Here is a 12,841-nt window from a genome sequence, read left to right as displayed (position 1 = left end):
GGCTGATTTGAACCCGGGAGTAATCCAGACAGCTGTACCAGAAGATGGCGGAAATGACGCGGAAAAGAGCCGTTCAGCGCCTTTCGTTCACATCCCGGACAGCTCAGGGTTATTTTCTGCCATAACAGCCGATTATCCTGTCTGACCCGCACCAGCCCCCCCCACTGAATATTGACCGATTGCTACCTTCACCCCTCCCTCCCGCAGGCGTTTAATACGCTGACATTGACTAAGGCCTGCCGACAGGCCCGAACATCCGAACAACAATAAAAGTATCAAAGGAATCAGTTATGACTCATGCAAGCACTGCCGATGCTGGCACTGTCCGTCAGACTGCCGGAGCCAAGGCTAACATCCCGCCACGTCGTATGGACTTCGAATTCGCAGATGACACCAAGCGTTACTGGTACAAAGACAGCCCGTTTCTGACCACGTTCTGGTCCACCCTGTCGACCCTGTTCCCGGAAGGCGAAACCTTCTTCGTTGACTCTGTGCGCAACTATCGCAAAGACATCACCGACCCGCTGCTGAAAGCCCAGGTATCCGGCTTTATCGGTCAGGAAGCGATGCACAGCAAAGAACACAAAGCCTTTAACGATCTGGCCGAGAAACACGGCTTCCCGGCCAACAACCTCGACCGCGATCTGGGTATTCTGCTGCGCTTTGCGCGTAAAGCCCTGCCAAAGAAAATCCAGCTGGCCATTACCGTGGCGCTGGAGCACTACACCGCGATTCTGGCTGAACAGCTGCTGCGTGACCCATCGCACCAGTCCAATATTCAGGACCCGGAAGCCCTGAAGCTGTGGATGTGGCACGCGCTGGAAGAAAACGAACACAAAATCGTAGCCTACGATGTGTACAACCTGGTCGGTGGTGGCTATTTCACCCGCGTACTGACCATGCTGATTGTTACCTTCTTCTTCTTTACCGTGGTGGGCATCGGCCATATCCGTATGCTCTGGGCCGACCGCAAGCTGTTTGATATCTGGGGCAACCTGAAAGGTTTCTGGTACCTGTGGAGCCCGAAAGGCCTGTTCCCGAAACTGCTGCCGCAGTATCTGGACTTCTTTAAGCCCGGCTTCCACCCGAATGACCACGACACCGTGCAATTACTGGACGACTGGCGTGAGAAACTGCTGGGTAAAGACGGCATGCTCGCCGATCAGATCAAAAACCCGCAACGCGCTTAAGCCCCGCCTAAACCGTTGCACCACTGACAGCCGCCCTCAGCCGCGGCTGTCAGTGTATCCGGAAAGCGCCCGGCCTCTGGCGCCGCCAGCGCAAATCCTTTAGAATCCGCCCTCTTTAAGCTCACCTGAGTCGCTCTTTACCAGTTATGTATTGCCCGTTCTGTACTCACCCGGAAACCAAAGTTATTGATTCACGCCTGGTTGCCGATGGTGAGCAAATCCGACGCCGACGGGAATGCATCAGCTGTGGCGAACGCTTTACCACCTTCGAAAGTGCCGAACTGGTGATGCCACGCATCATCAAACAAGACGGCACCCGCGAACCCTTCAACGAAGACAAACTCCGTTCCGGTATTCACCGCGCGCTGGAAAAGCGCCCGGTCAGTGTCGAAGACGTTGAAGCCGCCATTGTCCGTATCAAACAAAAACTGCGCGCCACCGGCGAACGCGAAATCCCCAGCCGTATTCTGGGCGAATGCGTGATGGCCGAACTGCGTCAGCTCGATCAGGTGGCCTATGTGCGCTTTGCCTCGGTCTATCGCAGCTTCCAGGATCTGGATGAATTCCGCGCCGAAATCGAGCGCATTTCCTCACCGTTAAGCCCTCTCGCTGACAGTAAGGAAGAAGAAGCATGAACCACGAATTCTATATGGCCCGCGCTCTGCAGCTGGCCGAGCTCGGGCGTTACTCCACCAGCCCGAATCCGCGGGTCGGCTGTGTGATTGTGAATAACGGCGAAATCGTCGGCGAAGGCTGGCATCAGAAGGCCGGCGAGCCCCATGCCGAAGTGCATGCCCTGCGCATGGCCGGCGATAACGCCCGTGGCGCCACCGCTTACGTTACCCTCGAACCCTGCAGCCACCATGGCCGCACTCCGCCCTGTGCCGAAGGCCTGATCAAGGCCGGTGTTGCACGGGTGGTTGGCGCCTGTTCCGACCCTAACCCGCTGGTTGCCGGACGTGGCTACAACCTGCTGCGCGATGCCGGTATCGAGGTGATTACTCCCTGCCTTGAAGTTCAGGCCATCGACCTGAACAAAGGCTTTATGCAGCGTATGCGCAGCGGCATGCCCTGGGTTCGCGCCAAGTTAGCGCAGAGTCTGGATGGCCGTACCGCCATGGCCAGTGGTGAAAGCCAGTGGATCACAGGCGCGGCAGCCCGTGCCGATGTCCAGCGCCTGCGCGCGCAAAGCTGCGCGGTAATTACCGGCGCCGGTTCCGTATTAACCGATAACCCGTCGATGACCGTACGCCCGGCTGAGACCGGCATCGAACAGGAACAACGTCTGTGGCGCCAGCCATTACGGGTGATTATTGACGGACAGCAACGGCTGAGCGGCAACGAACAGATATTCTCCCTGCCCGGCGATATCCTGCTGGCGGTTGCCGATGCTGCGCGCTGCAAAGTAAGCCGCGATGAGTCGCTGGGCACACTCAGCATCTGGCAGGCACCGCTGACCGTGGCGAATAAAGTCGATCTGCCGGCGCTGCTGGCGGAACTGGGCGAGCGTGGCTGCAACGAAGTACTGCTGGAAAGCGGCGCCCAGCTGGCAGGGGCCTTTGCCGCCGCCGGACTGATCAACGAGCTGGTGCTGTATTGCGCACCGACTATCCTCGGGAGTGAGGCGCGACCGCTGCTATCCTTAGGGCTTGAGCGTATGGAGCAGCAGCTGCGCTGGCGCTGGCAGGATGTACGTATGGTCGGTAATGATTTGAGGATGACTCTGGCGTCCGACGTCTGATGCTTAACGTCCGACGTCTGACGTCCGGCGCAAGAAACGAGTAATTTATGTTCACAGGAATCATTGAAGCCATCGGCACCGTTGCTTCAGTTAAAAACACTCAGGGCGACCTGACGCTGCAGATCAACAGCGGCACACTCGACCTGGCCGATGTCAAACTCGGCGACAGCATTGCCACCAACGGCGTCTGTCTGACCGTGGTTGGTCTGCCCGGTAATGGCTTTATTGCCGATGTGTCGCGCGAATCACTGGCGCACACCCACATCGAACGCTGGAGCGCGGGCACCAAAGTGAATCTGGAAAAAGCCATGCTGCCGACCACGCGCATGGGTGGCCATCTGGTTACCGGCCATGTTGACGGCGTCGGCATCGTGAAAAAACGCAGCGCCGATGCACGCTCGATCCGCTTTACCATCGAAGCGCCAGCGGCATTGCGTAAATACATCGCTGCCAAAGGCTCGGTTACGGTTGATGGCGTCAGCCTCACCGCCAATGCATTAAGCGCCGACGGCTTTGAGCTGAATATCGTGCCGCACACCGCCCAGCAGACCACCTTAATCGGTCTGCAACCCGGCAGTGAGGTACACCTGGAAGTCGATATTATTGCGCGTTATCTGGAGCAGTTACTGCGTCCGGACAACAGCGCCGAACAGGCACCGGACACTGGCATCAGCCAGGCGTTTCTGGCGCAAAACGGATTCTGGAAATAACAGGCTGAACACATGGCACTGAATAAAATCGAAGACATTATCGCCGATATCCGCCAGGGCAAAATGGTCATCCTGATGGATGATGAAGACCGCGAAAACGAAGGCGACATTATTGTTGCCGCCGAAAAAGTAACGCCGGAAATCATCAACTTTATGGCCAGCGAAGCACGCGGCTTAATCTGCCTGACCTTAACCGGTGAGCGTTGTGATTACCTCGGCCTGCCGGCCATGGTTGCCGGTAACGGCGCGAAATTTTCCACGCCTTTTACCGTCTCTATTGAAGCGGCCGAAGGTGTGACCACCGGTATTTCCGCGGCTGACCGTGCGCACACTATCCGTGTCGCTGTCGATTCCTACAGCAAGCCGGAAGACATCGTGCAGCCTGGCCATATCTTCCCGCTGCGCGCCCGTCCCGGCGGTGTATTAAGCCGTGCCGGTCATACCGAAGCCGGTTGCGATCTGGCGCGCCTGGCGGGCCTGATTCCGGCGGCTGCCATCGTCGAAGTGATGAATGCCGACGGCACCATGGCGCGCCGTCCGGATCTGGAAGTGTTTGCCGCCAAACACAACCTGAAAATCGGCACCATCGCCGATCTGATTCACTACCGCATTGCCAACGAAAAAACCGTGGAAGTGATCAGCCGCGACAGCGTGCACACCGAATTCGGTGAATTCACCCTGCACACTTTCCGCGACACGATTCAGAACGAAACGCACCTGGCACTGACCATGGGCGATATCCGCGCTGATGAGCCCACCCTGATCCGCGTGCAGACCAACAATATGCTGCGCGACGTACTGGGTCTGCGCAAACCGGAATCCGACAGCTGGTCATCGACCCAGGCACTGAGCCGTATTGCCGAAGAAGGCAAAGGTGCGCTGGTGCTGTTGTCCGCCGGTCAGAGCGAATGCGTGAGCGACAGTCTGGATGATTTCTTCGGCCGTGCGCGTCCGCTGCGCAGCCCGAATAAAGACAGTTCCGGCGCCTTTTTAACCATTGGTACCGGCTCACAGATTCTGCGTGAACTGGGCGTGCAGAAAATGCGCCTGCTCAGCTCCGAAATGAAATACAGCGGCATTTCCGGCTTCGATCTGGAAATTGTCGAGTACATCCCTTTTAACGAATGAATGGATAAAGACCATGAAACACATTAATACCATTGAGGGGAACCTGACCCCGAACGACGGCAAATACGCCATCGTAGTTGGCCGCTGGAATGCCTTTGTTGTTGAAAGCCTGCTGGAAGGTGCGGTGGATTCGCTGCTGCGTCACGGCGTGGACGAAGAAAACATCACCATCATCCGCGCGCCGGGTGCTTTCGAGATTCCACTGGTTGTGCAGAAAGCCGCAGCGACCGATAAATTCGACGCCATCATCGCACTGGGTGCGGTTATCCGTGGTGGTACACCGCATTTCGAATACGTGGCCGGCGAATGTGTGAAGGGTCTGAGCTCTGTCTCTCTGGAATTCGGTATTCCGGTTTCCTTCGGTGTTCTGACCGTCGATACCATCGAACAGGCGATCGAACGTTCCGGCACCAAAGCCGGTAACAAGGGCGAAGAAGCAGCCATATCTGCCTTCGAAATGGTTGCCCTGCTGAAAGCCATGGAGGCCTGATTTTCATGTCCCGCACTTCCGGCAATCAGAAAGCCAGCCCGGCAGCCCGTCGCAAGGCTCGCCATTACGCTGTTCAGGCTCTGTACCAGTGGCAACTGGCAGGCGCGGATCTGTCTCAGATTGAGGCTGAATTCCGCACCGATAACGACATGAGCAAGGTGGATCTGGAATATTTCCACGACATTCTGCACGGAGTGCCCCGCGAGAAAACCCTGCTCGACGAAAAAGTAGCACCGCTGCTCGACCGCCGCATGGACGAAATGACACCGGTCGAACTGGCGATTGTGCGCCTTGGCGCTTTCGAAATGCTGCGCCGCATCGACGTGCCGTATAAAGTCGTGATTAACGAAGCGATTGAGCTGGCCAAAACCTTCGGTGCTACCGACGGTCATAAGTTTATCAACGGTGTTCTGGATAAACTGGCCCAGCGTGAACGCAGCGTTGAAATCCGCGGACCACGCGCTGCCCGCGACTGATCACTAAACGGAGGCTGCCATGAGCAAAGCAACTGGCTCCGGTGAATTCGCTCTTATCCGCGAATTTTTTGCCTCCGGTTTTCCGCGCAATAAACACACCCGTCTGGGCGTGGGTGACGATGCCTCCATCGTTATGCCGCCCGCCGGTTGTGACCTGCTGCAAAGCATCGACACCCAGGTGGCCGATGTGCATTTTCCTGCGACTGCTCCTGCCCATTTAATTGCCCAGCGCGCGCTGCGTTGCGCCGCCTCCGATCTGGCTGCCATGGGCGCCGAGCCGCAGGGATTTCATCTGGCCCTCACCTTGCCCAACGCCGAATATGAATGGCTGGCTGATTTTGCCAGCGGTTTACGTGATGCTGCCCATGAGCTGGATCTCGATTTACTCGGTGGCGACACCACCTCCGGCCCCTGTCTTGTTATCAGCATTCAGGTTCAGGGCTGGGCGCCGGCAGGCTCCGCTCTGACGCGTGCCAGCGCACAGATCGGCGATGATATCTGGGTGTCCGATACCATCGGCCGCGGCGCACTGGCTCTGCCACAGGTGTTGGAAAATCCGGCGCAATTCAGCGGCCTGGCACGGCATTATTATTTTCCGCAGGTGCAGACGCCGCTGGGCATTCAATTGCGTGATCTGGCGACCAGCTGCATGGATATTTCCGACGGTTTATTACAGGATGCCGGCCATATTGCCCGCGCTTCCGGCGTCACCCTGGAATTAAACGCCACGGCCATTCCGACCATTGCCGAACGTACCGACAGCCGCTGGCTGCAGTGCATTACCGGTGGCGATGATTATCAGCTGTTATTCACCGTACCGGCGGCGCGACGCAAGGAAGCAGAAGCGTTACGTGATGAGTTTTCCGGTATTGCCCGTATAGGTAAAGTCATTGCCCATAACGGCGAGGATGTACTGCTGCAGGAAGAAGGCCGTCCTCTGGAATTGCCACAGCATAATGGCTACCAGCATTTCTGATTTTTGGGGTGCGGTTAAATAATAAAAAGCCCGGAAAAATCCGGGCTTTTTATTATGATCAAACCATTACTGATCCGGACGTTTCTGCCGTTTACGCTCATTAATTATGCGTTTATGCAGCTTACCGATTTCCCGCTCACCGGCACGGCGTTGTGCCAGAGTTGCGCTGTTCAGCTGCTGCTCACGCTGCAGTTTTTCATAATGACGTAAACGCCGTTCATCCAGAGTGCCATTTTGCAGCGCCTGACGTACCGCACAACCGGGTTCATTGCTGTGTCCACAATCGGCAAAACGGCATTGTCCGGCCAGTTCTTCGATATCGGCGAAGGTCTGTGCCAGACCATCGGCGCAGTCAGCCAGCTGCAGCTCACGCATGCCCGGTGTATCCAGAATCATCGCGCCACCCGCCATACTCAGTAATGAGCGCCGGGTCGTGGTATGACGGCCCTTACTGTCGTCCTCGCGGATAGCCGCAGTAGCCTGCACCTCCTGCCCCAGTAAATAATTACTGAGGGTCGATTTACCGGCACCGGATGAGCCCAGCAAGGCAACGGTTTTACCACAGCCACACCAGGGCATTAATTGCTGAATGCTGTCCTGCGCAAACGCACTGACACTGACCACCGCCAGCAGAGGATCAAGCTTCTGTACCTGCTGACGATAGTCTTCTGCCTGCTCACACAGGTCCGCCTTACTGAGCACCACCACGGCTTCGGCACCACTTTCGTGAACAATGCTGAGGTAACGTTCAATACGGTTCAGATTAAAATCGTCATTTAATGAGCAGACGATAAACGCCGTATCCACATTGGCGGCAATTAATTGCATACCGACTTTACTGCCTGCTGCGCGGCGCTGAAAACAGCTGAGCCGTTCAAGCCGGCGCATAATCTGTGGCTGCTCACTGTTATCCAGCAGCAACCAGTCACCAACACACACCGTACCATGCTGACTGAACGCCGCTGGCGTATAAGGCAGACGAATAATGCCCTGCCCGCCGCCCACTTCCAGCACTGTTTTATGCTGTTCCAGCACCCGTACCGGATAGCTGTTTTGCCATTCGTCGAGACTGAGTTGTTGTTGAAAAAATGCCTGCCAGCCAAGACCAGCAAGAGAAGGTTGAGATGTCATATAAACCCCTGACGCCAGGCGTCATCATGCTCTGCAGGTCTGCGCCGGATAACAGGCAGCATAAAGCCTTGCAGAGAAGCATGTAAAAAATACAGGGGGCATTTTTGCCCCGGTTTAAAAGTTCAGTAAACCGGGCGGGAAAACAGAAGCAGCAATGATGCAGGCATCAGAGCTGTGCAGAGTTAAACTGCGTTACAGGCCCGGTCAGAAGTTACGACAATCATCAAATATTCTCCTGACGGTTAAAAAAAGGTGATCCACTATATTACGTAATAAACAACGCAACAAGCCTGCGACATCGTTTACACTGATTGCTTTGCCATCGTTATGGAGACATTTATGACACCAGATCAGCAAACCGCCATTGAAGCCGCCGTACTGCGCCGCCTGCTTAAGCATCTGGACGAGCGTAAGGACGTACAGAATATCGACTTAATGAACCTTGCCGGTTTTTGCCGTAACTGTCTCGCCAAGTGGACCGTCAGCGCTGCAGCCGAACAGGGTGTCGAAATAGACTATGACGCTGCCCGGGAAAAAATTTATGGCATGCCTTACAGTGAGTGGAAAGAAAAATACCAGCAGGAAGCGACTGCGGAACAACTGGCAGCCTTTAATGCCACTCAGGAAAACAAAGCCTGAGCCTTAATTGTCCTGCGGCGGCGTAAAGATCAGGCAAAGACAGGCACGCCGCCGAACTGTCGGCCTGCTCTGCTATCCAATGCGCTTACTGACCGACTTAACAAAGAGTGACCAAGGAATAACCATGAAACTGAACACCGCTTCCGCCGCTTTACTGTTTTCTGTTTGCGCTTTATTCAGCGCTCAGCCGGCTCTGGCTGATGACGACCGCTATATCGATGTTACCGGTCAGGGCGAAGTCGAAGCCTACCCGGATTACCTGCAGCTGAACCTGACCGTCAGCGATACTCAGCCAACCGCCAAGGCCGCGAAAGCCAAAGTCGATAGCGCCATCAATAATGTCCTCACCATCAGCAAAAAGCTGGGCATTAAAGAAGACGATATCGATGCTGCACATATCAGCAATCAGCCGGTATATGAGTACGACTACAGCGCTGGCCGTAATAAGCGCGAATACAAAGGCGAGCAGGTCAGCCGTAATGTCAGCCTGACGCTGCGTGATATGGAACAATACAGCGCTCTGGTGCACGAACTGCTGCAGAATTCACTGGTGAAAATCCATAACACCGAACTGCTTTTTAATGACCGTGCCGCTCTGGAACAACAGGCGATGACGCTGGCGCTGACCAACGCCCGCAATAAGGCCCGCAATATGGCCAAAGCACTGGATAATAAACTGGGTAAAGTTCTGCGCATTGAAGAGCGGGGCAACGGCGCCCAGCCAATGTATGAAATGCGTGCCATGAGCATGGCGAAATCGGATTCTGCGCCTGCCCCGATGCTGATCCAGAAGCAAAGCATTAACGCCAGTGCCGGCGTACGCTTTGAACTGAAGTAATACGTTTTAAAAGGAAAACCAATGAGCGCACAAGCCGCAGTCCCACAGATTACTCCGGGAATTTACCGTCACTACAAAGGTAATGACTATCAGGTGCTGGGGCTGGTGCGCCACAGTGAAAATGAAGAATGGCTGGTGCTGTACAAAACGCTGTACGGCGATTTTTCCAGCTGGGTGCGGCCGTATGCGATGTTTGTTGAAGACATAGAGCACAACGGTATTCGTCAGCCGCGCTTCCAGCTGATCAGCCCGGAGGCCTGCTGATGACTCCAGCCATCAACAGCGCGAAAAAATCCGGTATCGCTTTCAAAGTACATGAATACCAGCACGATCCGGCGGCGGAGTCCTACGGCGAAGAAGCCGCCGAAGCACTGGGGCTCGATCCGGCACTGGTGTTCAAAACCCTGCTGGTCAGCTTAACCGGCCATAAAAGCACACTGGCCGTCGCCGTGCTGCCGGTAACCCATATGCTCAGCCTGAAAGCCATTGCCAAAGCACTGGGCGCCAAAAAAGCCGAAATGGCCGATCCTAAACTGGCCGAACGCACCACCGGCTACATAGTCGGCGGTATCAGTCCTATCGGTCAGAAGAAAGCCCTGCCAACGGTGATAGACAGCAGCGCCGAAGCCTTAACAACCCTCAACGTCAGCGCCGGCCGTCGCGGCCTGGAAATTGAACTGTCCCCTGCCGATCTGGCAAAACTCACGCGCGCAATCTTTGCGCCTGTTACCAGCGAATAAACTGCCCACCTCTGCCGGTCACTGTCAGCGCTGCGCAACAGACAGTGATCTCTCCCGGCCATTCAGCCGCCACAACAACCATTCTGTCGACTGCAACACAGCTTTGCACTTTTATGGCAGAACTTTTGCTCCCGGTGGCTGGACGTGAGCAGTAAGGCTGTGCAGAATTCATCCCCTTACGGCCAACAGGCCGGTTTACGCCATACTAAAGCACCCTGACCACCAACTACCGATCAGCCAATCACAGACCAGCCAGCATGAACGAGCCGAACCACTCTGTTTTACATCCAGCCACTGCCCTGCGCTCAGTCATCGCCTTAAGCCTGACCGCACTGCTGGCAGCCTGCAGTCCTGTCGCTTATAAGCCGGTACTGAATGATGGCGTAGAACAACAGAACGGTTATCTGGATAAGGAAATCGCACCAGGCGTTTATGTGATCGAAGTGCGTCAGATTGGCGGCTATCAGTTTATTCTGAATTACGACGACACCATCAGCACCTTCAAACAGCACTGGCGCCGCCGTGCGACCGAACTGTGCAGTGCAGGTTACATTGGCGAGCCGGAAGTGCTGCTGCCGGCAGAAGCCCGTCTCGAAGAGTTTCACTGCAGCCTGCGTTACTGCCAGGACTACCCCATCGTCTCCGGCATCGCCTATTGCCACCAGCGTTACAGCCTCTGATCTGAGCCATATGTGTTCAGCGGGTTGCGGTTCTACGCAGAATAAATAACCCGAAATTCAACCACTGAACCGTACGAGCCAACGGCGCCAGAACGGTTGCTCCGTCCGCGTTTCTTTTTCCTCCCCGGCGCTGGCATCGCGAATATTCACCTGCAGCTCATGAAAATACTGCACCAACAGATCAAGATCATCCTGACTTAATTCAAACGGATTGAAGTAGTCGTAGCCACGGGAGCGCAGGAAAGTGCGTACACTTTTTTCAGCCGGAATATATTTCATCGACCAGTTGCGGAATAAGCGCTTTTCAATAGTGCTGCGGCTGAGGATGACCTGATTATGATGACGGCTGTCTTCACAAATACGCTGATACAAAGCATCAACAGCAGCCGCCTCACCTTCCAGACACTGAAGAAAATAACCATCGCCAAGGTACAGAACGCCTCCGATCTCGCGCCGTGCATTATTACTGCGCGATTGCGTCAGAATCCGCCCCAGACGAGGATCAATCCGGTCATTACCAACGGAAAAAGAGGCGTGGCTGGCATATACAAGTCGGATCAACATAAAACGGCCTCACAAACAAATGTGAGGCCATTTTCTTCATCCCCCCCGATCGGCACCAATAACAATTACCGATACAGGCTATAGGCGAAATTAATCAGCCCAGAATCTGGCGCGGCTAAGCCGGCAGCTGTTCATTAACAGCCTCCTGCAAGGCCATCACCAGAGTATCAATCTGCTCACGCGAGATGGTTAATGGCGGCGAGATCGCCAGGGTTGCCACACTGGGCAGTGGCCGCACAATCACGCCCCGTTCGCGCACCGCATTACTGACCTTAAGCGGCCATTTTGCACCGGCATCCGGCAATTTTTTCTGCGTTTTATCGGCCACCAGCTGTACCCCGGCGAGTAATCCTCGACCGCGTATTTCACCGACATAAGGATTACTGTCTAACACCGCATGCAAACGCTGATGCAGATAAGCACCGTTTTCCCGCGCTTTTTCCACCAGCCCTTCGCGTTCCAGCAACTCAATATTGGCCAGCGCGACCGCCGCGCCGACCGGATGACCGGAATAGGTATAGCCGTGAGAAAAAGCACCCAGTTTTTCCGAACCCTGTTTCAGCACCTGCCAGATATCATTGGTAATAAAGGCCGCCGACATCGGAAAATAACCACTGGTCAGACCTTTGGCCGTGGCCATCATATCCAGCTCCAGCCCCAGCTGGGGTGATCCGAACCAGCTGCCCAGCCGGCCATAACCGCACACCACTTCATCGGCAACCAGTAAAATATCGTGCTCAGCCAGCAGCGCTTTAAGCTTTTGGTAATAACCGGCGGGCGGCTCGATAATGCCACCGGCGGCATGAATGGGCTCGGCAAAAAAGGCAGCAATATTTTCAGCCCCGGTAGTGTTAATTAACTGCCGTACTTCATCGATTAAACGCTCACAAAATTGCGCTTCGTCTTCACCGGGCAAAGCGCGGGTGTAAAAATGCGGACACTCCACCCGCAGCACAAAATCCAGCGGCAGCGGAAATTCTTTATGAAATCCACCCAGCCCGGTCAGACTGGCGGTGCTGACCGAGGTACCGTGATACGCCTGCTGGCGGGCGATGACTTTAATTTTTTTATGCTGGCCGCGCAGCGCATGATAATGCCAGGCAATTTTAATCAGCGTGTCGTTGGCATCGCTGCCACCACTGCCAAAAAATACTTTGCCCAGGCCGGCCGGCGCGATACTCAGCAGTTTTTCCGCCAGTTGCACCTGCCACGGGTTCGAGGCATTGCTGAAGGTGTGGTAATAGCTGAGTTTTTCTGCGGCCTCTTTCATCGCCTGCGCCAGCTCGGCACGGCCATAACCGGCATTCACACACCAGAGTCCGCCGACCGCATCCAGATATCGCCGCCCCTGCGCGTCTTCGATCATGCAGCCATCGGCGGCGCAGATCATCTGCGGGCCATTACTGAGCAGTGCGCTGATGGATGATGCCGGGTGTAATATGACGTCCGCATCGTCAGCGATCAGCTTTTTCAGGTCAGAATCGTCCATAAGGCACTCCTTTAATTTTTAAAGCGCATAAAAACAGACAAACCGGTCA

At 55.3% G+C, this 12,841-nt stretch carries 16 protein-coding genes; 13 read left to right on the top strand and 3 right to left on the bottom strand.

Going from position 1 to position 12,841, the window contains the following annotated elements; genetic code table 11:
- Window positions 1-290: 290 nt before the first annotated feature.
- The 8 genes from HUF19_RS02945 (at window position 291) to thiL (ending at window position 6,711) form a co-directional block, all read left to right on the top strand.
- Entirely contained in the window at window positions 291-1,190 is a 900-nt protein-coding gene (locus HUF19_RS02945) for a metal-dependent hydrolase (protein ID WP_260998420.1), read from the top strand.
- 146 nt (window positions 1,191-1,336) lie between these two features.
- Window positions 1,337-1,825 carry a transcriptional regulator NrdR gene (nrdR, locus tag HUF19_RS02940; protein WP_260998419.1) on the top strand — a complete coding sequence of 163 codons (489 nt, stop codon included), beginning with the start codon at window positions 1,337-1,339 and terminating at the stop codon, window positions 1,823-1,825.
- The gene (gene ribD, locus HUF19_RS02935) at window positions 1,822-2,931 is read left to right on the top strand and encodes a bifunctional diaminohydroxyphosphoribosylaminopyrimidine deaminase/5-amino-6-(5-phosphoribosylamino)uracil reductase RibD (RefSeq protein ID WP_260998418.1); all 1,110 of its coding nucleotides are present in this window, start codon (window positions 1,822-1,824) and stop codon (window positions 2,929-2,931) included. Before nrdR ends, ribD begins: the two co-directional genes overlap by 4 nt.
- A 47-nt stretch (window positions 2,932-2,978) precedes the next feature.
- Window positions 2,979-3,641: a riboflavin synthase gene (locus tag HUF19_RS02930; RefSeq protein WP_260998417.1), complete on the top strand. Its 663-nt coding sequence runs from the start codon at window positions 2,979-2,981 to the stop codon at window positions 3,639-3,641.
- A 12-nt stretch (window positions 3,642-3,653) separates the two neighbouring features.
- On the top strand, window positions 3,654-4,769 hold the full coding sequence (gene ribBA, locus HUF19_RS02925) for a bifunctional 3,4-dihydroxy-2-butanone-4-phosphate synthase/GTP cyclohydrolase II (RefSeq protein WP_260998416.1): 1,116 nt from the start codon (window positions 3,654-3,656) through the stop codon (window positions 4,767-4,769).
- Window positions 4,770-4,782: 13 nt separating this feature from the next.
- Window positions 4,783-5,259, top strand: coding sequence for a 6,7-dimethyl-8-ribityllumazine synthase (gene ribH / locus HUF19_RS02920; RefSeq protein WP_260998415.1), 477 nt, complete (start codon window positions 4,783-4,785; stop codon window positions 5,257-5,259).
- A gap of 5 nt (window positions 5,260-5,264) precedes the next feature.
- Window positions 5,265-5,735 (top strand): transcription antitermination factor NusB, encoded by a 471-nt coding sequence (gene nusB / locus HUF19_RS02915; protein WP_145469913.1) that lies wholly within the window; start codon window positions 5,265-5,267, stop codon window positions 5,733-5,735.
- 19 nt (window positions 5,736-5,754) lie between these two features.
- On the top strand, window positions 5,755-6,711 hold the full coding sequence (gene thiL, locus HUF19_RS02910; RefSeq protein ID WP_260998414.1) for a thiamine-phosphate kinase: 957 nt from the start codon (window positions 5,755-5,757) through the stop codon (window positions 6,709-6,711).
- 66 nt (window positions 6,712-6,777) lie between these two features.
- Here the strand turns inward: thiL and rsgA are convergent, their stop codons facing one another.
- The gene (gene rsgA / locus HUF19_RS02905; protein WP_260998413.1) at window positions 6,778-7,842 is read right to left on the bottom strand and encodes a ribosome small subunit-dependent GTPase A; all 1,065 of its coding nucleotides are present in this window, start codon (window positions 7,840-7,842) and stop codon (window positions 6,778-6,780) included.
- Between the two features lie 339 nt (window positions 7,843-8,181).
- Between rsgA and HUF19_RS02900 the strand changes: the two genes are divergently transcribed.
- The 5 genes from HUF19_RS02900 (at window position 8,182) to HUF19_RS02880 (ending at window position 10,739) form a co-directional block, all read left to right on the top strand.
- On the top strand, window positions 8,182-8,481 hold the full coding sequence (locus tag HUF19_RS02900) for a DUF1244 domain-containing protein (RefSeq protein WP_260998412.1): 300 nt from the start codon (window positions 8,182-8,184) through the stop codon (window positions 8,479-8,481).
- Between the two features lie 124 nt (window positions 8,482-8,605).
- Complete coding sequence (locus HUF19_RS02895) at window positions 8,606-9,319, top strand: SIMPL domain-containing protein (protein WP_260998411.1); 714 nt, start codon at window positions 8,606-8,608, stop codon at window positions 9,317-9,319.
- 21 nt (window positions 9,320-9,340) lie between these two features.
- A complete protein-coding gene (locus HUF19_RS02890; protein WP_260998410.1) occupies window positions 9,341-9,583 on the top strand; it encodes a DUF1653 domain-containing protein in 243 nt (80 codons plus the stop codon).
- Window positions 9,583-10,059 (top strand): Cys-tRNA(Pro) deacylase, encoded by a 477-nt coding sequence (gene ybaK / locus HUF19_RS02885; RefSeq protein WP_260998409.1) that lies wholly within the window; start codon window positions 9,583-9,585, stop codon window positions 10,057-10,059. The genes HUF19_RS02890 and ybaK overlap by 1 nt, the downstream gene beginning before the upstream one ends.
- A gap of 257 nt (window positions 10,060-10,316) precedes the next feature.
- Window positions 10,317-10,739 (top strand): hypothetical protein, encoded by a 423-nt coding sequence (locus HUF19_RS02880; RefSeq protein WP_260998408.1) that lies wholly within the window; start codon window positions 10,317-10,319, stop codon window positions 10,737-10,739.
- Window positions 10,740-10,796: 57 nt separating this feature from the next.
- On the opposite strand, the gene HUF19_RS02875 is transcribed toward HUF19_RS02880, so the two are convergent.
- On the bottom strand, window positions 10,797-11,303 hold the full coding sequence (locus HUF19_RS02875; protein ID WP_260998407.1) for a BLUF domain-containing protein: 507 nt from the start codon (window positions 11,301-11,303) through the stop codon (window positions 10,797-10,799).
- Window positions 11,304-11,418: 115 nt separating this feature from the next.
- On the bottom strand, window positions 11,419-12,792 hold the full coding sequence (locus tag HUF19_RS02870; RefSeq protein ID WP_260998406.1) for an aminotransferase family protein: 1,374 nt from the start codon (window positions 12,790-12,792) through the stop codon (window positions 11,419-11,421).
- Between the last annotated feature and the right edge of the window lie 49 nt (window positions 12,793-12,841).

It is taken from the genome of Thalassolituus hydrocarboniclasticus (genome assembly GCF_025345565.1).
GTDB lineage: Bacteria > Pseudomonadota > Gammaproteobacteria > Pseudomonadales > Oceanobacteraceae > Venatoribacter > Venatoribacter hydrocarboniclasticus.
The sequence above is the reverse complement of the archived record's forward strand: the minus strand, read 5'-3'. Positions and strand labels throughout refer to the sequence as shown.